Source organism: Micrococcoides hystricis (assembly GCF_042434215.1).
GTDB classification, from domain to species: Bacteria; Actinomycetota; Actinomycetes; order Actinomycetales; family Micrococcaceae; genus Micrococcoides; species Micrococcoides hystricis.
On sequence record NZ_JBHLUB010000028.1, the window covers coordinates 68,923 to 90,033 of the forward strand.

Genomic DNA, 21,111 nt, shown 5'->3' on the forward strand with positions numbered 1-21,111 from the left:
ACGGCAGGGAGCAAAACTTAACTGTGCAGCGGCACTGAATGATCGGTGCCGAGCCGCTTCATCACCAAGGTTGAGGTAAGCCGTTGAACCCCGGGGATAGCAGTTAATCGGGTGTCGAAGAGCTCCTGATAGTGCGTGAGGTCTTTCGCGAAAACTCGAAACATGTAGTCCGGATCCCCGAAAAGGCGCTGCGCCATCACGATGCTGGGTTCATCCATGACAGCCTGCTCGAACGCTTCAAGGGTTTCCACATCCGTGCGAGCCATCGTTGCGAAAACCAGTGCCTCAAAGTTCAGGCCAACTGCCTCCGGGGAGATCACGGCCCGGTAGCGTTCGATGGCTCCGGACTGTTCAAGATCCCGCACCCGCCGGTGACACGAAGACAAGCTCAGGCCGACCTGTGCGGCCAGATCTGTGGTGCTAATGCGACCATCTTCCTGAAGGATTGAAAGGATTTGTCGATTAAGGGCGTCCATAGCGAAAAATATACCGCGTTTACCCGGTTGACAGGCGAAAAAGCGAAGCACATTTCAGAAGAAAACAACTAGAGTTTTCAGATATCAAGCACATTCTCGCTTGAAGTGACCACATCTTTCGTAAGGGCCAGCCATGGAAATGACCGCCGTACTCGGCTTTGCGCTCATCGCATTCACGCTCATTGTCGTCCCTGGACCAGACTGGGCCTACATCCTAGCTGCCGGGGCTCGAGACCACGTCGTGGTCCCCGTGGTATCCGGGGTGATGGTCGGCTACGCCTTGATCACCCTAGTCCTCGTGGTGGGCCTAGGTGCACTCGTGGCAGCGGTACCAGCTGTGCTGCTCGGGCTAACCGTGGCAGGGTCCACCTACCTGTTGTACTTGGGCTGGAAAACCGTACGCAGCGCATCCGCCGCCGAGTACGGTCAAGTGCAAGGTGCCCTCGCTTCCAGCTCGCGCGCTTACTTTGCTCGAGGGGTAGGTGTCAGCGCGTTGAACCCCAAAGCCTTGCTGCTCTTCTTGTCGATCTTGCCGCAGTTCACCCGGGTCTCGGCAGAGTGGCCGATGCCCGCCCAATTCGCTGCCTTGGGTGGTATCTACATTGTGATGGCATCGCTGATCTACCTTTTCCTCGGCTTTGCTGCTGACAAAGTCTTGGGGTCTAGGCCGCAGGTCGCTCAGATCCTCACCCGGGTTGCCGGGATCGCCATGATCTGCCTCGGCGTGGGCCTGATCGGGGAACAGGTGCTGGAGTTTGTCTCCTAGGTGAGAGCGCTCACCGCCAAATAATTTGCTTTCCCCCTAGTGACTCATGGCAGAATAGAGAACTGTGCCAAGCAATGAAGCCGCTTTAAAGAAGCTGCTTTCAACGCAAGGTATGGTCCGCCCTGGTGTAATGGCAACACGCCAGCCTTTGGAGCTGTGCATTCTAGGTTCGAATCCTAGGGGCGGAACGCTATAAGCCGACCCTCAATCTTGAGTTACTGGAGGCACACATATGGTGGCACCCACCGCAGTAATCGTTCTCGCCGCGGGTGCAGGGACTCGCATGAAGTCTAATACACCAAAAGTGATGCACCAGATGGTCGGCCGCTCCATGGTGGGACATGCTCTGTTCGCCGCCAAAGCACTGAACCCGGAACACCTAGTTGCTGTGGTGCGCCACCAGCGCGACAAAGTTGCCGCGCACATCACAGCGTGTGAACCATCCGCGATCATTGTTGACCAAGACGAAATCCCCGGTACCGGTAGCGCTGTCAAAGCAGGTCTTCACGCCCTGCCCAATGAGCTGACCGGCACAATCGTCGTCAGCTACGGCGATGTCCCGCTACTCACCTCCGAACTCATCGCTGAATTGGTTGCCGAGCACGAAGCCCACGGCAACGCCGTCACCGTGCTGACCACCAAGCTCGAAGACCCAACCGGATACGGACGTATCATTCGATCCGCAGACGGTGCCGTCGAACGCATCGTGGAACAAAAGGACGCCACCGAGGAAGAACGCGCCGTGCAGGAAATCAACTCCGGCATCTATGCTTTCGACGCAGCCATGTTGCGCACCACCCTGCCGAAGGTCACGACCGACAACGCTCAGGGCGAGATGTACCTGACCGATGTCCTGGGTCTGAGCCGCCAAGCCGGCGGCCGCGTCGCAGCCCTGGTAACGGATGACCGCTGGCAGGTTGAAGGCGCCAACGATCGCGTACAGCTAGCCACCCTCGGCCAAGAACTGCAGCGCCGGGTCCTAGAAGGCCACATGCGTAACGGCACCACCGTTGTCGATCCGGACAGCACGTACGTTGATGTCACCGTGACGCTGGAGCAGGACACCACTTTGCTGCCCGGCACCCACCTGCACGGCACGACCCACATCGCGGAAGATGCCGTGATCGGTCCGGACACCACTCTCATTGACTGCCGCGTAGAAGCAGGCGCCACCGTCACCCGGGCCCACGCCACCGAAGTCGTGGTTGGCCCGAATGCTAAGGTCGGCCCCTTCACGTATATGCGCCCCGGCACCCAACTCGGGGAAGACACCAAGGTCGGCGCCTTCTACGAAACCAAGAACATCACCTTGGGCAAGGGATCTAAACTCTCGCACCTCGGCTACGCAGGCGACGCCGAGATCGGCGAGTACACCAACATTGGTTGCGGCAACATCACGGCCAACTACGACGGCCAAAACAAGCACCGCACCATCATCGGTGACTACGTGCGCACCTCCTCCAACACCGTCTTCGTGGCACCCGTGGAAGTCGGCGACGGGGCGTACACCGGCGCCGGTGCCGTGGTCCGCAAGAACGTCCCAGCCGGCGCACTGGCCATCTCAGTCGCGCCACAACGCAACTCCGAAGACTGGACCCTGACCAAGCGCCCCGGTACCCCAAGTGCAGAGGCTGCTCAGGCGGCCAAAGAAGCGTAGACTAAAACTTGTTTCTCTCACCAAAACCCGCACAGCATAAAGGACAGCGCACAGCGAATGCATGAGATTACCAAACACGTCGACAAGCGGATGGTTCTAGCCTCCGGACGTGCCCACCCGGAATTGGCGGAACAGATCGCCGAGCATCTTGGTACCGAGTTGCTGCCGTTGAGCGCATACGACTTCGCCAATGGTGAGATCTACGTTCGCAGCGCCGAATCAGTCCGCGGTAAAGACATCTTCATCCTGCAGTCCCACCCAGCCCCGTTGAACAACTGGCTGATGGAACAACTGATCATGATCGACTCCATGAAACGTGCCTCCGCAAAGCGGATCACGGTGGTGTCCCCGTTCTACCCGTACGCCCGCCAAGACAAGAAGGGCCGCGGCCGCGAACCGATCTCCGCACGTCTTGTCGCTGATCTGTACAAGACCGCCGGCGCAGACCGCATCATGAGCGTTGACCTGCACACCGCCCAGATTCAGGGCTTCTTCGACGGCCCCGTGGACCACCTGTTCGCCGTTCCTCTGCTGGCCGACTACATCCGCACCGAGGTCGCGGATGAAGAGATCACCGTGGTCTCCCCGGACACCGGCCGTGTCCGCGTCGCTGAACAGTGGGCCGAACGCCTTGGCGGCGCCCCACTGGCATTCGTGCACAAGTCCCGCGACTTGACCATGCCGAACCAAGCCGTTTCCAAGCAGGTTGTGGGCCAAGTAGAAGGCCGCACCTGTGTCCTGATCGACGACATGATCGACACCGGCGGGACCATCGCCGGCGCTGTCCGCGTCCTGAAGGATGCCGGTGCGAAAGACGTTATCATCGCCGCCACCCACGCCGTGTTCTCCGATCCAGCCGCCCAGCGCCTGGCTGAATGTGGCGCCCGCGAAGTCGTGGTCACCAACACCCTGCCGATCCCGGAAGAAAAACAGTTCGAACAGCTGACCGTTCTTTCGATCGCGCCGATCATTGCCCGCGCCATCAAGGAAGTATTCGAAGACGGCTCCGTAACCAGCCTCTTCGACGGCAACGCCTAAACTTTCCAAGACACATCGGACCGGCTCAGCCGCCACACAACGTGGGGCAGGGCCGGTCCAATGTCGTTAACGAGGAGTTGCCCTAGAAACTACCTCCACTACACGGTGCAGCCGTCGGGACCGCACGCCCCGCCGCGGCCATCGGCCTGACTTTGAGGCGGCGTTTCCGAGACGGCCCGCTGACGGTCGTGCCAAGCCCTTCTCAACGCCTCTAGGAAGACCTCTACGGGCTGAGCACCGGAGAGCGCCAGCTTCATGTCAAAGACAAAGAAACGCACCCCGCTGATCCCGAGCTGACGGGCCAGCGCAATATCTTCCGCCACGGCACCGGTTCGCGTGTTACTGCTGAACTCATCTCGGATCACAGCCTCGTCAAGACCATGCTTGGTACCGATCAGCACCAAGGTCTCAACATCGCCAATGTCCAGGCCCTCTTCGAAATGGGCTCTAAAGAGCGCATCAATGATCTGAGCCGCGCTTTCCTCCGACTCGGCAAGATGGATCAGTTGGTGAGCCTTCATAGAGTTAGCAATGATCTGCCCGGAAAAGTTCGGCTCTAGACCCTCATCCCGCAACTGCGTAGCCACCTGAGAAAACATTGCCTCAATGGCGGCCACATCAGCGCCCTTGCGCTGCGCCAAATATTCGGCAGCCGTCCCCTCGAAACGTTCGGGAGCATCCGGATCCAATTGGAAGCTGTGATACTTCACCGCCACCTCATCGGCATGCTCGAACTTCGCCAGCGCCGTTTCCAAACGTCGTTTACCGATGTAACACCACGGGCAATGAATATCCGACCAAACATCAATGTGCATACTGTCCACAACCACGTCGCACACCCGGCTATTCCATGTAAGACTGTCCGTGCTGGCCGGTACGATTGACAGCAACATGACATGGGAGTGCACATGCTTCAGACCGAGGTAACTTACACGACGTTCTACGATCAGGGGGTCTCCTTGATCGCCCTGTACACATCCTTGCTGCATCAATCCACCACGCTGGAGGACAAGAGTTTTTGGCAGCGGCACATCCGGCTGACCAGCGCCGAACTAGAAGCAGTCGCCCCCGATGACCGCCACACGCAGAGCACCCTGTATCACCGCTGGCAACCACTGGAAGAACAGCTCAACCAAGTCCGCTCCATGTTCTGAGCCGGCGTCGATTTTGTCCGGTGAGAAACCGTGCACTAAACTTGAACCGATTGCCCAGGCGAGGGAAGCCACCATGAGCTTCCGTTATCGACGAGGCTAAGAGTTTACCGCCCACTGCTGGGCACCGCACTCTTATGTTGCTTGTCTACTCGTTCCGGGACCGACAAGAAAACATAAGAGTTTTTTTGTTTCCTGACGAACATCCCGCAAGGAGAACACATGTCTGCTAACAAAATTCTGATCCCAGCAGAAAAGCGCACCGAATCCGGTAAGGGTGCCGCCCGCCGCGCCCGCCGTGACGGCAAGGTCCCAGCCGTTGTCTACGGTCACGGCACCGAGCCACAGCACCTGCTGCTGCCAGCCCACCAGACCTTCTTGGCTGTGCGTAACCCGAACGCTCTGCTTACCCTCGATATCGAAGGTGAAGAGCAGATGGTACTGCCAAAGGAAATTCAGCGCGACGTCATCCGTGAAGACCTGCTCCACGTTGACCTGCTGATCGTCCGCCGCGGTGAAAAAGTCATCGTTGACGTTGCCGTCAACGTTGAAGGTGAACCTGCCCCGAACACCGTGTTCAACCTCGAAGAGGTCACCGTGTCCGTGGAAGCAGAAGCCACCAACCTGCCAGACTCGGTTACCATCAACATCGAAGGTCGCGAAGCCGGCGAGCACGTCTACGCTGCTGACATCATCACCCCAGAAGGCGCAACGGTCCAGCTGGAAGACGACTACGTCATTGCCACCATTTCCGAGCCAGTTGAAGTTGACCTCGGCGAAACCGACGAAGACGAAGCCGCTGAAGCCGCCGAAGGCGCACCAGCTGCTGAAGCTGAAGAAGCAGACGAAGAGTAAAGAACTCCTTGTCAGCTGACACGTACCTCGTAGTCGGGCTCGGGAACCCCGGGCCCGACTACGCACGTACCCGCCACAACATCGGCCACATGGTCGTCGACGAACTCGCCGACCGTCACAGTGGCACCTTCACCGCGCACAAATCCAAATGTGTGCAAGCCAGCGTCCGAATCGGCTACGGCGGACCCAAAATGGTGCTGGCCAAAACCACCAGCTACATGAACGTCTCCGGCCCACCCGTCGCAGCACTCATGAAGTTCCTCTCCCTCGGACCCGAGAACCTGATCGTCGTCCACGACGAGGTCGACATCGCCTTCGATGCCATCAAGCTCAAACGTGGCGGCTCCGAAGGCGGACACAACGGACTCAAAGACATCTCCCGCGTTCTCGGCACCCGGGACTACCTGCGCGTGCGGGCCGGTATCGGCCGCCCACCAGGACGGATGGACACAGCTAAATACGTGCTCCAGCCCTTCAACGCGACCGAACGCGAGACCCTGCCACTGCACTTAGATCGCTGTGCGGACGCCGTGGAAGCACTCATCACTGACGGGCTCACCACAGCGCAAAACAAGTTCCACTGACACCTGGCTGAACTTCAGCAGGTGACAATGAATGACACAACGCTAGTTCGCGGCTGCGTCGACCGCTTCCAAAGCCTTCTTCAGCACGGCAGGCAGAGCAGACTCCACGCCCGCAGCCACCTTGTTGCCCACGAATGGGATCGTGCAGTTCACCACACCCTCCACCACGGCGTCACAGCCAGAGTCGGAGTCGGTCAGGGTCAGCTGCATCTTCACATCGGCCGGAACCTTCGCCGGATTCAGCTCAACATCCGCCTCATTACCGGTGAACTGAATCTTCATCGTCACCGAGAGCGGGTTCGGCAAGAACTTCTGCACCGTCTCCGGGAAATTCGAGGTCGGCACCAACAAGGTAGTGTGGATCTTTGGGTTGTTGGCATTACCCGCCGAGGAAAAGCTATGAACCGAGCCATCGAAGCGTTCTGCCATGTGCGTGACAAAATCCTCGTCACAAATCGTCCGCTTGACTGCGGCGGAATCATGGTTGAGAGATGACTGGACTTGGAAGCTCATCAGCTGCCTTTCTTACGGGGTCTGTCAAGAATACTAGCCTTAAGCCAGCTAAACGATGAAAGGTAACCGGTGTCACTAAACGGGATCACCAGCGTCTTGAACCGCAACCAGGGTTTCCGCACCTTGGCAACTGCGTCCGCGCGCCCCGGAGCGGATCGCACCCCCGAACTGCTGATCACCGGACCATCGGGCATGCGCTCGGCCGCCCTTGCCCAGATCGCCTCCGGCCTCGCCGACCCCGCCATCCTCTTGGTCACCACCGCCACCGGGCGGGAAGCCGAAGACCTCACCGGGGAACTGAGCAACTTCCTGCCGGCCGAAAAGATCGCCCTGTTCCCGGCGTGGGAGACCCTGCCACACGAACGCCTCTCGCCACGCTCAGACACGGTCGGTCAGCGGCTGAAAGTGCTGCGCAGACTTGCCCACCCAGAAACCTCACCGGATGGCGCACTGAAGATCGTGGTCGCACCGATCCGCTCCCTGTTGCAACCCCTCGTCAAGGGGCTGGGCGAGCTGGCCCCAGTTGAGCTGAAGGTAGGGGACGAGCACGACTTCAACGCCGTCCTGCAGCAGCTCAGCGCCGCAGCCTACTCCCGCGTCGACATGGTCGCCAAGCGCGGCGAATTCGCGGTCCGTGGCGGCATGATCGACGTCTTCCCGCCAACCGAATCCCACCCCATCAGGGTGGAGTTCTTCGGTGACGAAGTCGACCAAATGCGGTACTTCTCCATCGCCGACCAGCGGACCTTGCTCTCCGTGAACTCTGTCGAAGGGGCCGATGCCCACCCGCAGCGGCTCTACGCGCCACCGTGCCGGGAAATGCTCATAACCCCCTCTGTGCAGTCCAGGGCCGCGAAACTCAAGAACGAACTGCCCGGCGCGGCCGACATGCTGGAGAAAATCGCCGGTGGCATCGCCGTGGAAGGCATGGAGTCCTTAGCACCTGTCCTAGTGGACGGGATGGAACCCTTGAGTGATGTGCTGCCGGAGAACTCGCTCGTGCTCTGTTACGAACCGGAACGCGTCCGTCACCGTGCCCATGACCTAGTCGAAACCAACGAAGAGTTCCTGCACGCCGCGTGGGAGTCCGCAGCATTTGCCGGCGCGGCAGCGCCTGTTGACACCGTCAACGTCGGTGAGATCCCCGGCGGTTTGAGCTCCGGAAGCTTCGCCACGCTGGCCCAATTACGCACCCAAGTGCTCGAAGCCAACCAGTCTTGGTGGCAGTACGGTGTCATGGGGATGGACCTAGATCTGGAGCCAGAGTTAGCGGACGCCAACTCCATCACCCTGCCAGGCCGCGAGCCGAAGTCTTTCGGCGCTGACCTGGAGCGGCTCTGCGCCCATGTGCGGGAGCGCGCCGCGGAGAACTGGCAGATCGTGGTGGCTACCGAAGGCCCCGGTTCAGCCCAGCGCCTGGGCGAACTGTTTGTCGATGAGGGTATTTCCGTTCACCGCGTCGAAAACCTCGATGAAGAGCCGCCGGCCGGGCTGGTGACCGTAACCACCGCTGTGACCGGCCACGGCTTCGCCTCGGATGAACTGAAATTTGGGCTGCTCTCCGAAGCGGACGTGCTGGGCCGGTCCATGGCCTCCTCGCAGCGCTCCGGCAAGACCCTGGCCCGTAAACGCCGTAACGCGGTAGATCCGCTGACGTTGAAAGAAGGCGACTACGTGGTGCACGAGCAGCACGGTATCGCCAAGTTCGTGGAGCTCCAGAAGCGCCGCAGCGGCGGAATCAAGGATCCGGACACCTACCGCGAATACCTGGTGTTGGAATACGCGCCCACCAAACGGGGCGCACCCGGGGACCGCCTGTTCGTCCCGACCGATCAGCTCGACCAAGTCACCCTGTACGTGGGTGGGGACGCGCCTGCCCTGTCCAAGATGGGCGGCTCCGACTGGGCGAACACCAAGTCGAAGGCCAAACGTGCGGTCAAGGAAATTGCCGGGGAGCTTATCCGCTTGTACTCGGCCAGAATGGCTTCGCGCGGCCACGCATTCGCCCCCGACAGCCCGTGGCAGCGCGAACTAGAGGAAGCTTTCCCGTTCATCGAAACCCCGGATCAGCTGACCACCATCCACGAGGTCAAAGAAGACATGGAGAAGGACATCCCCATGGACCGGTTGATCTCCGGTGACGTGGGGTTCGGCAAGACCGAGGTCGCCGTCCGTGCCGCGTTCAAGGCGGTCCAAGACGGCAAACAGGTCGCCATGCTGGTTCCCACCACACTCCTAGCCAAGCAGCACTTCGAGACCTTCACCGAGCGTTTCTCCGGCTTCCCCGTTCGGGTCCGGTCCCTGTCCCGCTTCCAAACGGCCAAAGAGTCCAAGGAAATCTTGTCGGACCTCAAAGACGGCAAGGTCGACGTCATCATCGGTACCCACCGCCTGTTAGGCAAAGAGGTCCAGTTCAAAGACCTTGGCCTCGTCATTATCGATGAGGAACAGCGCTTCGGCGTTGAACACAAAGAAGCGTTGAAGAAGCTGCGCACCAACGTGGATGTACTGGCCATGTCCGCAACGCCCATCCCGCGCACCTTGGAGATGTCCCTGACGGGCATCCGCGAGACCTCCACCTTGGCCACGGCGCCGGAAGAACGCCATCCGGTGCTGACTTACGTGGGCGCCTACACGGACCGGCAAGTCACCGCTGCCATTCGCCGTGAACTCATGCGCGAAGGTCAAGTGTTCTACGTGCACAACCGGGTCTCTTCCATTGACAAAGTCGCGGCACAAATCCGCGAACTGGTTCCGGAAGCCCGGGTGGAAGTGGCGCACGGCAAGATGAGCGAAGCCCGGCTGGAACAGATCATCGTGGATTTCTGGGAAAAACGCTTTGATGTGCTGGTCTCCACCACGATCATTGAAACCGGGCTCGATATCTCCAACGCGAATACCCTGATCGTGGATCGGGCAGACGCCTACGGTCTGAGCCAGCTCCACCAGCTGCGTGGCCGCGTCGGACGTGGCCGCGAACGGGCCTACGCCTATTTCCTCTACGATGCAGGAAAACACCTCAACGAGACCGCCCTAGAGCGGCTGAAAGCCGTAGCAGCGCACAATGAGCTCGGCTCGGGTATGCAGCTAGCCATGAAGGACCTAGAGCTGCGCGGGGCCGGCAACCTGCTCGGTGGCGAACAGTCCGGCCACATTGCCGGGGTTGGCTTCGACTTGTACATCCGGATGGTCGGGGAAGCCGTCGCCGACTTCAAGGCCGAGGACGCCCCGAAGATCGAGGAAGTCAAAGTTGAACTTCCCATCAACGCTCATCTCCCGCACGATTACGTGCCGGGTGAACGCCTGCGCCTGGAGGCCTACCGCAACCTTGCCCAAGCCTACGACGAGCAGGCCATCGAAGAAGTCATCGACGAACTCAAAGACCGGTATGGGACCCCACCGGAACCGGTGGAGAACCTGCTCGGGGTGGCACGGCTACGCAACAAAGCCCGGGCGTTGGGTGTGCATGACATCGCGCTGATGGGTAAGAACATCAAGTTCAGCCCGGCCCACCAGGTGCCTGAGTCCCGAATGCTGCGGCTGGCCCGGATGTATCCGAAGGCGCAATACAAGAAGGCGCTGGATGCCATCTTGATCCCTAAGCCCATGGTGGGCCGACTGACCACTGAGCCGCTGGTTGATGCGGCTTTGCTGGAGTGGACGAACGAAGTACTCGATAACATTTTCACCTTCCAGCTGGGCGCCACGACGGAGGATTAGAGGCCGGGTCGCTCTAGACAAGAGCGTTGGCGGGGGAGAAGAATTGTCACTGTTACAGCTTCCCGCTTGTTAGGAGAAGGTCCATGCCTCAGTACTTGCTGTCCGTCTACCACGGTCTAGGAGCCCAGGACGATCCACTGGGCACCTACGAAACGGCAGAGGACCGAGACGCTGCGCTGGCCAGGGTCAGCCAATTCAATCAGCAACTGATGGATGAAGGGCGGTTCGTTTTCGCTTGCGGTCTGACCGACCCGAACACATCAATCACGGTTCACGCTGACGGCAAACCACGCAGCGCTCAGGCACCGCTGCCGGAAGCCGATGTGTTCATCAGTGGCTTCTGGGTGGTGGAGGCCGATGACCTTTCCGCGGCCGAACAGGTGGGCTTAGAAGCCTCCGAAGCCTGCGGGCAGCGCGTGGAGGTTCGACAGCTCCAAGAAGGTTAGGCAACGCGCAGCCGCGCCAAACAGGAAGGGCCCGGATCACCATCATTGGTGAGTCCGGGCCCTTGCCGTTCAGAACCGTGTGCTTGCCGTGGAAGCTACCTCAGATCTTAGAGGTCTGGGTGGTTGTCCATGGAGCGTGGCTGTACGGCCATTTCTTTGTGCATGTCTTCTGCCGAAGCGTTGCGGCCGGTGACAGTCTTCAGGACGAAGAAGACCACGGTCAGCAGACCCAAGCAGACCAAGCCTGGAATCCAGACGTTATCGAAGTCCCAGAAGCTCAACGCGTAAACGGAACCGAGGAACAGGCCGAAGAAAACAACAAACATGATGATGTTGCTGACCAGCTGACCCTGACCGGAGTAGTTCACGACTTTCCCATTGGAACGCATAGATGCTCCTCAACAATTGCAAGTGATTGGGGCCTTGACCCCGGCGGTGATGATGTCTCTGCGGTACAGCTTATCAAGTGACAGCCATTTTCTCGCATTAATACCCGGTGGCACCGGCCTCTTCGGCGCCCGAACAAATCTGCACTCCCGCCGAAGCGCCCAGCCGCGTGGCTCCGGCTTCGATCATGGCTTCAGCGGTGGCCCGATCACGGATGCCGCCGGAGGCTTTGACCCCCATTTGCTCGCCCACAGTAGCGCGCATGAGAGCCACATCTTCCACGGTGGCTCCCGCGGTGGAAAACCCGGTGGATGTCTTCACAAAGTCGGCACCGGCAGCCTTGGCTGCGCTGCAGGCGAGGATCTTCGCGTCGTGCTCCAGCAAAGCTGTTTCGATGATGACCTTCACAACAACTCGTTTGGAGCGCGCCGTGACCCGTGCAGCGGCAACCACGGCAACGATGTCCTCGTGGACGGTCGCCTCATCGCCGGCGATGGCAGCAGCGACGTTGATGACCATGTCGATCTCATCGGCGCCCTGCTCGATGGCCCACCGAGCTTCGGCAGCCTTCAGCGATGGTGGAAGGGCCCCTAACGGAAACCCGATGACGGTGCATACCTTCACCTGGCTCTCCGACAAGTTCTGCACGGCGCGCGGAACCCAGACCGGGTTCACACACACGGAAGCGAAACCGTACTTGTCGGCTTCTTGGCAGAGCTGATCGATGGCAGCCGAGTTGGCTGTGGCGGCCAACAGGGTGTGATCGATCAGGGGCGCGATCGAACGTGCAGTTTGTGTCACTGTGCTCCTTCAGTCTCAAGGATCGTCGTCATTTGGTCTGTCAAAACATTCAGCAGATTGGAAGATCTGCCTTCGGCCGGAGCCCACGTGTGGAGATAGATCTTCAGCTTCGGTTCGGTACCGGAGGGCCGCATGATGACACGGGCGCCTAAGGACTCATCGCCGGCCTCCAGCAGGATCCCCGGCGTCGGCGGTAGCCCGGAAGCCGGGCTGCGCAGATCGTAGGCCAGCCTCACCGGCAAGTCAGCTAGCTGCTCGAGTCGACGCAGAAGACCGCCGGTAATATCGCTGGCCTGATCGGCAGCTGCCAGCGGTAGGGTCAACTGTGCCGAGTGGGTGTGACCGTACCGGCGGGCCAACTGGTCCAAATACTCAAAGGCGTTGGTCTCTCGCTCGTACAACCAGTGATAGATCTCCACCAACGCAAGGGCCGCGCTGATCCCATCTTTGTCCCGCACAATGTTCGGAAACAGACAGAACCCGATCGCTTCTTCGTAGCCGTAGCGCAAATTGTCTGTGGCGGCGATCCACTTGAAACCGGTCAGTGTGCGGTTCACTTCAATGCCGTGGGCTGCACCGAGTGCCGGAAGGGCTGAGTGCGAGACCAAGGAAAGAGCAAACACGTCACCGGCGGTGGCCTGTTCCGTGTCGACCAGCCAACCGGCGATCAGCATCCCGGTCTGGTCTCCGGTCAATTGCCGGTATTGACCATCGGTGTCTCGGAAAGCGACTGCACAACGGTCCGCGTCCGGGTCGTGCGCCAACACCATGGGGATTTTGGCTTGATCGGCAACGCTGATGGCCAGATCCAGCACCCCGGGCAGTTCCGGGTTTGGGAAGCTCGTGGTGGGGAAGTTCCCGTCAGGATGAAGCTGTTCAGGAACCGGGATGAGACCGGAGAAGACGGATTTGGCGAGTGCGGCCGCGAAAGCCCGATATCCGACACCGTGCATGGCCGTGTACACAAACGGCAAATCCCCGTTAGGGGTGGCCATTTTCGTGGCCAACTCATGAGCGTATTGATCAATCAGCTCGGCCGGGTCCTCAGGGGTAGGGACATCACTTGAGTCTGGTAGATCCTGCTCCGCGACCGCAAGGATGGCCGCGGCAATCTCTTGGTCGTGCGGGGCGTTCAATTGGGCGCCGTTACCCAGCCTGCCGCCAAGGTAGACCTTCAGGCCGTTGTCCGCCGCCGGGTTGTGGCTGGCGGTGATCATGATGCCAACATCAGCGTTATGACGATTCACGGCGTACGCCAACACGGGAGTCGGAATCGGTGCGCTGTAGGTTCGGACGTGATGTCCGGCTGCGGCGCAGATGCCGCTGACCGTCTCGGCGAAACCGGCAGAGGATAAGCGCGCGTCAAAGCCCACGACGATGTTCGCTGGCCCGTCAATGCGCTCTGCTAGCCACGCGTTAATTCCGGCGGCCGTTTGCGCGACCACCAGCCGGTTCATGCGCAGCGGTCCGGGGCCAACTTCGGCCCGCAAACCGGCCGTGCCGAACTCCAGTCGCCCAGCGAAAAGCTCTTGGAGCTGGGCCTGATCATTCGTGTCCAGAAGTTCTTGGAGTGCGGCGACCGTGACCGGGTCGGGGTCTTGTGCCATCCACCGCTGCACGAGCTGCATGTCCAACGCCGTGTCCGCGCTCACGCTTGGGCCTCCGCCAGGATCGCGGTGGAGAGGGTCTGCAGGAGTTTGACCAGACGAGGTGCCGCTTCGGCGCCGGCGGCCATCACCTCTTCGTGACTGAGCGGGGTCGCACTAACTCCGGCTGCCAGATTTGTCACCAGCGATATCCCGAGTGTTTCCATACCCATATGTGCGGCCGCGATGGCTTCCAGTGAGGTGCTCATGCCTACGAGGCTGGCCCCCATGATCCCGGCCATGCGCACTTCGGCCGGGGTTTCATAGTGCGGACCAGGAAACTGTGCGTACACGCCCTCGGTCAGATCCGGGATGTGCTCGTGCGCCACCGCACGCAACCGGGCCGAATACACATCTGACAGATCCACGAACGTGGCACCGACCAGCGGGGAAGTGCCGGTCAGGTTCAGATGATCAGAGATGAGGACCGGGGTCCCCGGGGCAATCTTCGGATCCAGCCCGCCACAACCATTGGTCAAGATGAGCCGTTTACAACCGAGGGCAGCGGCCGTGCGCACCCAGTGGGCGCAGGCTACCGGCCCGTGTCCCTCGTACAGGTGGGTGCGGGCCCCAATCAGCAAAATATGTTGGTTGTTCGGGGTCCTGATGATGGTCAAGGTTCCCTTGTGGCCGGCGATTACGCCAGCAGGTGGGGCACCGTCGAGTTCTCCTGCCGGCAACACCGCCACCGTCTCACCCAGGTTGTGCTCATCGGCAAGCTGCGCCCAACCGGAACCGAGCACGATGGCCAGATCGAGTTGGGATACTCCGGTGCGGTCCAAAATATCGTCGGCAGAGGCGCGTGCGGCGGCAAAGCCGGGATGGTCAACGTCCAAAGCGGCAGCAAAAGAACTCATATTCCCATCCTATGGTGCCCCTGCCTCGCCATCGGCGAACGACCGTGCTGATCCGCGGCATCTAAGGTGAATTTTTGGCACCGATGGGAGAGAATGGGGCGTGTGAGTGAGCTGAAAAATAAGTCAAGAACATCCCTGACGATCATTGGCGGCGGGCCCGGCGGATACGAAGCAGCGCTGGTAGCAGCCAGACTCGGCGCACAGGTCACGGTTGTGGAACGGGCCGGCATCGGCGGTTCCGCAGTCCTCACCGACGTCGTACCCTCCAAATCACTCATCGCCACTTCAGATGCCATGCGCAGACTGCGCCAATCACCATCCATGGGCGTACGCTTCGGCACCGGAGAGCACAATGACGTGCGTGACCCGGACGCCTCAGTTGACTTGGCGGCCGTCAACAAGCGACTGTTGCGGCTGGCCCATTCACAGTCCACCGACATTCGCCGGCTCCTGCAGGCCAGCGGTATCCGCGTCATCAAGGGCACCGGCAAGTTGACCGCTGAGCGGGACGTTGAACTCGTTGAGCTCGCCGAAAACCCCGAAGAGGGCAACCGGGAGCTGCCCGAGACCCCGATCAAGGTCGGGGACGTGCTGCCTTCCGACGCCGTGCTGATTGCCGTCGGTGCCCACCCACGTGAGCTGCCCACCGCAAAACCGGACGGGGAGCGGATCTTCAACTGGACCCAGTTGTACGAGATGGAAGAGCTGCCCGAGCACCTCATCGTCATCGGTTCCGGTGTCACCGGCGCCGAGTTCGCCTCCGCCTACAACCTGTTGGGCTCACACGTCACCCTGATCTCGTCCCGTGACCGGGTACTGCCGGGGGAAGACTCCGACGCAGCCGAAGTTCTCGAAGATGTATTCGTCCGGCAGGGCATCGAGGTGTTAGCCCGTTCGCGTGCCGAATCTGTTGAGCGCATCGACGACGGCGTGCTGGTCACCCTCTCCGACGGTAGCCAAGTCCGCGGCTCACATTGCCTCGTGGCAGTCGGATCGATCCCCAACACGGCAGACTTGGGTCTTGAAGAAGCCGGGGTGGCGGTCAGCGAATCCGGCCACATCCAAGTTGACGGTGTCTCCCGCACCTCCGCGACCAACGTGTACGCGGCCGGTGACTGCACCGGGGTTTTCCAGCTCGCCTCCGTTTCTGCCATGCAGGGCCGCACCGCGGTGGCACACTTGCTCGGTGACGGCGTGAAACCATTCCGCCCCTACCAAGTGTCATCCAACATTTTCACGGCACCGGAAATCGCCACCGTCGGGATCACCCAAGCGATGGTGGACGCCGGCGACTATCAAGCCGACGTGGTCAAACTAGACTTCGCCACCAACGCCCGGGCCAAAATGCTCAACGTGCAAGACGGTTTCGTCAAGATCTTCTCCCGCACCGGTTCCGGTACAGTGCTAGGTGCCGTCGTGGTAGCCCCGCGTGCCTCCGAATTGATTTACCCGTTGGCGATCGCCGTCACCCAGAAACTGCATGTGGACGCGGTGGCCGAGACCTACACGGTCTACCCGTCGCTGTCCGGATCAATTGGGGAAGCGGCACGACGCCTGCACATGAACTCCCTGATGCTCTAACACGCGGCTTGGCGCCGTTAAAACTCTGTGGGCCCGACCAACACGGTCAGGCCCACAGGGTTATCTACGTCGTTTTTAGTCTTCGATGGTGGCGATCACGGCACCGGCGTTGACGGTGGAACCAATCTCAGCATCCAGGCCGGAGATCGTCCCGGACTTGTGCGCGGTCAGTGGCTGTTCCATCTTCATGGCTTCTAGGACCACGATCAGGTCGCCCTCGTTGACGGTGGCACCGTTCTCCACGGCCACCTTCACGATGGTGCCCTGCATGGGGCTGGTCAGCGAGTCACCGCTGGCGGTGGTGGTGGCGCTCAACCCGGACCGGGAGGAGCGTGGCTTCTTCCGACGCAGGGTGGACTTCACGCCGGCGCCGATGGCCTGCGTTGCCGCAGTCAGCTGAGACGGCAAGGTCACTTCAATGCGTTTGCCGTTGACCTCAACCGCGATCTTCTGCCGCTCCGCCTCGCCGTCTTCACCGGCCACACCGGGTGCATCGAACGGGGCAATGGTGTTATCGAACTCGGTTTCGATCCACCGGGTATGCACGGAGAAGGGGCCCTCCTCCGGAGCGAATGCGGGGTCGGAAACAACCGCGCGGTGGAAGGGCAGCACGGTGGGCATACCCTCGATGGTCATCTCTTTCAGGGCGCGACGGCACCGCTGCAGTGCTTCTTCACGGGTGGCGCCAGTGACGATCAGCTTGGCGATCATCGAGTCAAAGTTACCGGAGACGGTCTGGCCCGCCTCAATACCGGAATCGACACGCACACCGGGACCGGAAGGGATGTTCATGGCGGTGATCGTACCCGGGGCCGGCATGAAGTTCCGCCCCGCATCTTCACCGTTGATACGGAACTCGAAGGAGTGCCCGCGCAACTGCGGATCTTCGTAGCCCAACTCCTCACCGCGTGCGATGCGGAACTGTTCGCGCACCAAGTCCATGCCAGTGATCTCTTCGGTCACCGGGTGCTCGACCTGCAGGCGGGTGTTGACCTCAAGGAAAGAAATCGTGCCGTCTTGACCGACCAGGAACTCACAGGTTCCGGCACCCTGATAGCCGGCGGCCTTCATCAGGTCCTTGGAGGAACGGTAGAGCCGTTCATTCTGCTCATCGGCCAAGAATGGGGCAGGAGCCTCTTCCACCAGTTTCTGGTTGCGGCGCTGCAGGGAGCAGTCACGCGTGGACGCCACCACCACATTGCCGTGGGCATCCGCCAAGCACTGGGTCTCTACGTGCCGGGGTGCGTCCAAGAATCGCTCGATGAAGCACTCACCACGGCCAAACGCAGCGGTGGCCTCACGGACGGCTGAATCATACAGTTCCGGAATCTCTTCGATGGTGCGAGCCACCTTGATGCCGCGACCACCGCCACCGTAGGCGGCCTTGATGGCCACTGGCAGCCCGTACTCTTCGGCGAAGGCAACAACCTCGGAGGCGTCGGAGACTGGCTCTTTGGTGCCCGGGACCAGAGGCGCCCCCACGGACTGGGCCAGCTGACGGGCGGAAACCTTGTCGCCCAGGGTGGCGATTGCTTGCGGGGATGGGCCGATCCAGGTCAGACCAGCGTCGATGACCTTCTGCGCAAAGTCCGGGTTCTCGGAGAGGAAACCGTAGCCGGGATGGATTGCGTCGGCGCCGGCACGCTGCGCGGTCTCGATGATCTTGTCCATGTCGAGGTAGGACTCGGCTGCCGTCTGACCGCCCAACGCGAACGCCTCATCGGCCAACCGCACGTGCGGGGCGTCTTGGTCCGGTTCTGCGTACACGGCGACGGAGGCGATGCCCTCATCGGCGGCGGCACGAATGATACGCACGGCAATTTCACCGCGGTTGGCAATCAGCACCTTGGAAAACTGCGTGGGTCCACACGCGGTCGTGCTCAGTTTCTCTGACATGTATCTATTTTCTCCTACAGAAGGCTCCTAGGGGAGCCTATGCGTTCGTGCCGGTGTTTTGCCGTGGCGGGGCCGAGGCGCAACCAAATTCATCAGAATGTTGTGGGAATCCTACAAGGACTAGTCATCTGCAGGCGCACCCCACAGCTGCGTGATGTCTGCACCGAGTCGGGCCAACAGGTCGGCAAGGACCGAAACGGAGACACCGATCACCGCATTGTGGTCCCCGCGTACCTCGGTGACGAAGGCGGCGGCGTGCCCGTCAATCGTGAACCCGCCGGCACAGCCGAGCGGCTCACCAGTTTTCACGTAGCGGTGCAGCTGCTCATCGGTCGGCTCAGCAAAACTGACGTGGCTGCTGCTGAGCTGGCTGACCGCGGTGCCGAAGCCGGCCGAATCCGGGCGATTGTCGATCAGGGTGTGACCGGTATGCAGGATCCCGGTCTTCCCCCGCATCAACTGCCAGCGCTGAATAGCCTTCTCTTCCGTATACGGCTTGCCGTAAGGCACGCCGTCAAGTTCGAAAACCGAGTCACAGCCGAGCACGAAGGCGCCGGCCGCGGTCGGGTTCTGCGCAACGGACTCCGCTTTGATCCGGGCGAGGAACGCGGCCATCTGCGCCGGGGTGCCCGGTGCTGTGCCGGTGTCCTCAGCCGCCTGCAGCTCGGCATCCTCATCCACCGTGGAGACCAACTGGGTGAACCTGACACCTGCCCCACGCAGCACCCGAGCACGCGAGGTCGAGGCCGAACCCAAGATCAAGCTCAGCATTGGTTGCCTCTCACTCATGCCTGTGCCTTCAGGGCTTCACGCAACACGTCGAGGCCAACCGAGCCCAACTTCAGGGCGCGGGAGTGGAAGTCCTTCAGATCGAAGTCAGCACCGAGCAGTTCTTCTTGTTCGGCGCGGATGTCCTCCCATACGCGTTGGCCCACCTTGTAGGAGGGCGCCTGACCGGGCCAGCCCATGTAGCGCAGCCACTCGAACTCGCGTTCGCCTTCGGACATGTTGAAGTGCTGGTCGAGGAATTCACGACCGTTTTCCGCGTTCCAGATCTGCCCACCGTAGTGCTCCGGCTGGCGCAGACCCAAGTGCAGGCCGATATCGAAGACCACGCGGGCGGCCCGGAAACGTTGCGCATCCAGCATGCCCAGGTAGTCGGCAGGGTCATCGAGGTAACCCAACTCGTGCATCAGCTCTTCCGAGTACAGGGCCCAGCCTTCGCCGTGGCCGGAAATCCAGCAGCCGTGCCGGCGCCAGTCGTTGAGCAAATCCTTGTAGTAGGTCGCCAAACCCAGCTGCAGGTGGTGACCCGGAACCCCTTCGTGGTACACGGTGGTGGTTTCGATCCAGGTCGCGAATTCGGTGGTCGCCGGTGGGACTGACCACCACATGCGTCCGGGGCGGGAGAAGTCATCCGATGGCGGGGTGTAGTAGATCCCGCCCTCTTGGGTCGGGGCGATCATGCATTCGATGGTGCGAACCGGTTCCGGAATCTCGAAGTGTTCCTTGCCCAGTTCGGCCACAGCGGTGTCCGCTTTTTCCTGCATCCACGCCTGCAACGCGTCGGTGCCGACAATCTTTCGGGCCGGATCATTCGTGAAGTGCTTGCGCAGCGCCGCGACGGAAACCTCTGAGCCCTCGGGCAGGATGTTCCGGGCTAGCTCTTCTTCGGCGGCGACCAGTCGGTCAAGTTCTTGGATACCCCAACGGTATGTTTCCTCAAGGTCTACGGTGGCCCCGAGGAAATACCGGCTCGCTAACTGGTAGTACTCCTTGCCGACCCCATCCTCGTCCCGGGCCAGTGGGTCCAGCTCCTCGGTCAGGAAGGTGACGAAGTTCCCGTAGGCCTCAGTTGCGGCGGCGGCGCCGTCGGCGAGTCGGTTTTTCAGGTCTTCGTCGAGGTCTGCCGGTGCGGCGGCGATAAAGGTATGGAAGAAACCATCTGCTGAAGCGTGGGCGCGCATTTGGCCGGCGACGGTGTCGACTTGTCGGCGGGCCGGTGCCAGCGCGTGCTTGGCCGAATGCAGCAGCGAGTCCTGATAGCCGGACAGAGCGTGGGGCACATCGGCCAAGAAGTCTGCGGCGACCTCCCAGTCTTCTGCGGTCTGGGTTGGGATCAGGTCAAACAGGGTGCGAATGCCGTGGGCAGGGGTGGCAATGTTGTTCAGCAGGGTTACCTGCGAATCGATCATCTCGATCTGCAGTCCCATACGCTCCTGCATGGCGGCCCGGGTGACCGCATCAATCTCGTCGGCGTCAGGCAGCTGGGCCAACTTCTCTAGGGTGTCCTCGAGTAGCTCGCGCTCGGCGCGGGTGCCGGCAGGGGAGTAGTCGGCGTAGCGATTCGGGTAGGTGCGGTAGCCATTGATGTAGGCGGTAGCCGGGTCAAGGGCGTGCAGCTGAGCCATCAGATCATTGGCCAGTGCGTCCACGGCGCTGGTGGGCCGTGCAGGTGCTTCAGTATGGGTCATGAAAACCCATCTTAGTCACGTGTGACCCAGAACTCTTAAGCGACGTAGCGGCCGCGGGCCGATGCACGCCAAGCGGACCGGGATGGGCGCTCGCGCAGGCCCAACTGGCGGGAACGCTCAGCCACCCGGTCTGCACCGGAGACTGGTTCGGCAGCAGCGGCCTGCGCGGCGGCGGCCTCGGCCATCGCGTGGTTGAGCACCGCGGTCAGGGCGGCGAGTTCTTCGTCGGTCAGGTTGCCGTCAATTGAAAACTGGTGGTCCAT

The 21,111-nt window shown here is 61.1% G+C and carries 20 protein-coding genes and 1 tRNA gene; 10 read left to right on the forward strand and 11 right to left on the reverse strand.

Going from position 1 to position 21,111, the window contains the following annotated elements; genetic code table 11:
• Positions 1-17: 17 nt before the first annotated feature.
• Positions 18-476 carry an Lrp/AsnC family transcriptional regulator gene (locus ACFFFR_RS06600; protein WP_377458923.1) on the reverse strand — a complete coding sequence of 153 codons (459 nt, stop codon included), beginning with the start codon at positions 474-476 and terminating at the stop codon, positions 18-20.
• A 133-nt stretch (positions 477-609) separates the two neighbouring features.
• Between ACFFFR_RS06600 and ACFFFR_RS06605 the strand changes: the two genes are divergently transcribed.
• The 4 genes from ACFFFR_RS06605 (at position 610) to ACFFFR_RS06620 (ending at position 3,937) form a co-directional block, all read left to right on the forward strand.
• Positions 610-1,242: a LysE family translocator gene (locus ACFFFR_RS06605; protein ID WP_377458925.1), complete on the forward strand. Its 633-nt coding sequence runs from the start codon at positions 610-612 to the stop codon at positions 1,240-1,242.
• 116 nt (positions 1,243-1,358) lie between these two features.
• Positions 1,359-1,430, forward strand: a tRNA-Gln gene (locus tag ACFFFR_RS06610).
• Between the two features lie 44 nt (positions 1,431-1,474).
• Positions 1,475-2,899 carry a bifunctional UDP-N-acetylglucosamine diphosphorylase/glucosamine-1-phosphate N-acetyltransferase GlmU gene (gene glmU, locus ACFFFR_RS06615; protein WP_377458927.1) on the forward strand — a complete coding sequence of 475 codons (1,425 nt, stop codon included), beginning with the start codon at positions 1,475-1,477 and terminating at the stop codon, positions 2,897-2,899.
• A gap of 57 nt (positions 2,900-2,956) precedes the next feature.
• Positions 2,957-3,937 carry a ribose-phosphate diphosphokinase gene (locus ACFFFR_RS06620; protein ID WP_377458929.1) on the forward strand — a complete coding sequence of 327 codons (981 nt, stop codon included), beginning with the start codon at positions 2,957-2,959 and terminating at the stop codon, positions 3,935-3,937.
• A gap of 98 nt (positions 3,938-4,035) precedes the next feature.
• On the opposite strand, the gene ACFFFR_RS06625 is transcribed toward ACFFFR_RS06620, so the two are convergent.
• On the reverse strand, positions 4,036-4,752 hold the full coding sequence (locus ACFFFR_RS06625; protein WP_377458931.1) for a DsbA family oxidoreductase: 717 nt from the start codon (positions 4,750-4,752) through the stop codon (positions 4,036-4,038).
• Between the two features lie 93 nt (positions 4,753-4,845).
• On the opposite strand from ACFFFR_RS06625, the gene ACFFFR_RS06630 reads away from it, so the two are divergent.
• The 3 genes from ACFFFR_RS06630 (at position 4,846) to pth (ending at position 6,527) form a co-directional block, all read left to right on the forward strand.
• Complete coding sequence (locus ACFFFR_RS06630) at positions 4,846-5,091, forward strand: hypothetical protein (RefSeq protein ID WP_377458933.1); 246 nt, start codon at positions 4,846-4,848, stop codon at positions 5,089-5,091.
• A gap of 219 nt (positions 5,092-5,310) precedes the next feature.
• A complete protein-coding gene (locus tag ACFFFR_RS06635) occupies positions 5,311-5,943 on the forward strand; it encodes a 50S ribosomal protein L25/general stress protein Ctc (RefSeq protein WP_377458935.1) in 633 nt (210 codons plus the stop codon).
• Between the two features lie 8 nt (positions 5,944-5,951).
• The gene (gene pth / locus ACFFFR_RS06640) at positions 5,952-6,527 is read left to right on the forward strand and encodes an aminoacyl-tRNA hydrolase (protein WP_377458936.1); all 576 of its coding nucleotides are present in this window, start codon (positions 5,952-5,954) and stop codon (positions 6,525-6,527) included.
• Between the two features lie 42 nt (positions 6,528-6,569).
• Here the strand turns inward: pth and ACFFFR_RS06645 are convergent, their stop codons facing one another.
• The gene (locus ACFFFR_RS06645) at positions 6,570-7,040 is read right to left on the reverse strand and encodes a DUF2505 domain-containing protein (RefSeq protein ID WP_377458938.1); all 471 of its coding nucleotides are present in this window, start codon (positions 7,038-7,040) and stop codon (positions 6,570-6,572) included.
• Positions 7,041-7,109: 69 nt separating this feature from the next.
• Here ACFFFR_RS06645 and mfd point away from each other — a divergent pair, with 69 nt between their 5' ends.
• Both mfd and ACFFFR_RS06655 read left to right on the forward strand, forming a co-directional pair.
• The gene (mfd, locus tag ACFFFR_RS06650) at positions 7,110-10,760 is read left to right on the forward strand and encodes a transcription-repair coupling factor (protein WP_377458939.1); all 3,651 of its coding nucleotides are present in this window, start codon (positions 7,110-7,112) and stop codon (positions 10,758-10,760) included.
• Between the two features lie 83 nt (positions 10,761-10,843).
• The gene (locus ACFFFR_RS06655) at positions 10,844-11,206 is read left to right on the forward strand and encodes a YciI family protein (RefSeq protein ID WP_377458941.1); all 363 of its coding nucleotides are present in this window, start codon (positions 10,844-10,846) and stop codon (positions 11,204-11,206) included.
• A gap of 107 nt (positions 11,207-11,313) precedes the next feature.
• On the opposite strand, the gene ACFFFR_RS06660 is transcribed toward ACFFFR_RS06655, so the two are convergent.
• The 4 genes from ACFFFR_RS06660 to ACFFFR_RS06675 all read right to left on the reverse strand — a co-directional run bounded on the left by ACFFFR_RS06660 (position 11,314) and on the right by ACFFFR_RS06675 (position 14,897).
• Positions 11,314-11,595 (reverse strand): hypothetical protein, encoded by a 282-nt coding sequence (locus ACFFFR_RS06660; RefSeq protein WP_377458943.1) that lies wholly within the window; start codon positions 11,593-11,595, stop codon positions 11,314-11,316.
• Between the two features lie 97 nt (positions 11,596-11,692).
• Positions 11,693-12,394, reverse strand: a complete 702-nt coding sequence (gene deoC, locus ACFFFR_RS06665; protein ID WP_377458945.1) for a deoxyribose-phosphate aldolase — start codon at positions 12,392-12,394, stop codon at positions 11,693-11,695.
• Positions 12,391-14,046, reverse strand: coding sequence for a phospho-sugar mutase (locus ACFFFR_RS06670; protein ID WP_377458947.1), 1,656 nt, complete (start codon positions 14,044-14,046; stop codon positions 12,391-12,393). Before ACFFFR_RS06670 ends, deoC begins: the two co-directional genes overlap by 4 nt.
• Positions 14,043-14,897, reverse strand: coding sequence for a purine-nucleoside phosphorylase (locus ACFFFR_RS06675; RefSeq protein ID WP_377458949.1), 855 nt, complete (start codon positions 14,895-14,897; stop codon positions 14,043-14,045). Before ACFFFR_RS06675 ends, ACFFFR_RS06670 begins: the two co-directional genes overlap by 4 nt.
• A 102-nt stretch (positions 14,898-14,999) precedes the next feature.
• Between ACFFFR_RS06675 and ACFFFR_RS06680 the strand changes: the two genes are divergently transcribed.
• On the forward strand, positions 15,000-16,478 hold the full coding sequence (locus ACFFFR_RS06680) for an NAD(P)H-quinone dehydrogenase (protein ID WP_377458951.1): 1,479 nt from the start codon (positions 15,000-15,002) through the stop codon (positions 16,476-16,478).
• A 75-nt stretch (positions 16,479-16,553) separates the two neighbouring features.
• Here the strand turns inward: ACFFFR_RS06680 and ACFFFR_RS06685 are convergent, their stop codons facing one another.
• The 4 genes from ACFFFR_RS06685 to ACFFFR_RS06700 form a co-directional block, all read right to left on the reverse strand.
• The gene (locus ACFFFR_RS06685) at positions 16,554-18,374 is read right to left on the reverse strand and encodes an acetyl/propionyl/methylcrotonyl-CoA carboxylase subunit alpha (RefSeq protein WP_377458953.1); all 1,821 of its coding nucleotides are present in this window, start codon (positions 18,372-18,374) and stop codon (positions 16,554-16,556) included.
• A gap of 120 nt (positions 18,375-18,494) precedes the next feature.
• On the reverse strand, positions 18,495-19,163 hold the full coding sequence (locus ACFFFR_RS06690) for a Maf family protein (protein ID WP_377458954.1): 669 nt from the start codon (positions 19,161-19,163) through the stop codon (positions 18,495-18,497).
• The gene (locus ACFFFR_RS06695; RefSeq protein WP_377458956.1) at positions 19,160-20,848 is read right to left on the reverse strand and encodes a DUF885 domain-containing protein; all 1,689 of its coding nucleotides are present in this window, start codon (positions 20,846-20,848) and stop codon (positions 19,160-19,162) included. The genes ACFFFR_RS06690 and ACFFFR_RS06695 overlap by 4 nt, the downstream gene beginning before the upstream one ends.
• A gap of 35 nt (positions 20,849-20,883) precedes the next feature.
• Positions 20,884-21,111 carry an acyl-CoA carboxylase subunit epsilon gene (locus ACFFFR_RS06700; RefSeq protein WP_377458958.1) on the reverse strand — a complete coding sequence of 76 codons (228 nt, stop codon included), beginning with the start codon at positions 21,109-21,111 and terminating at the stop codon, positions 20,884-20,886.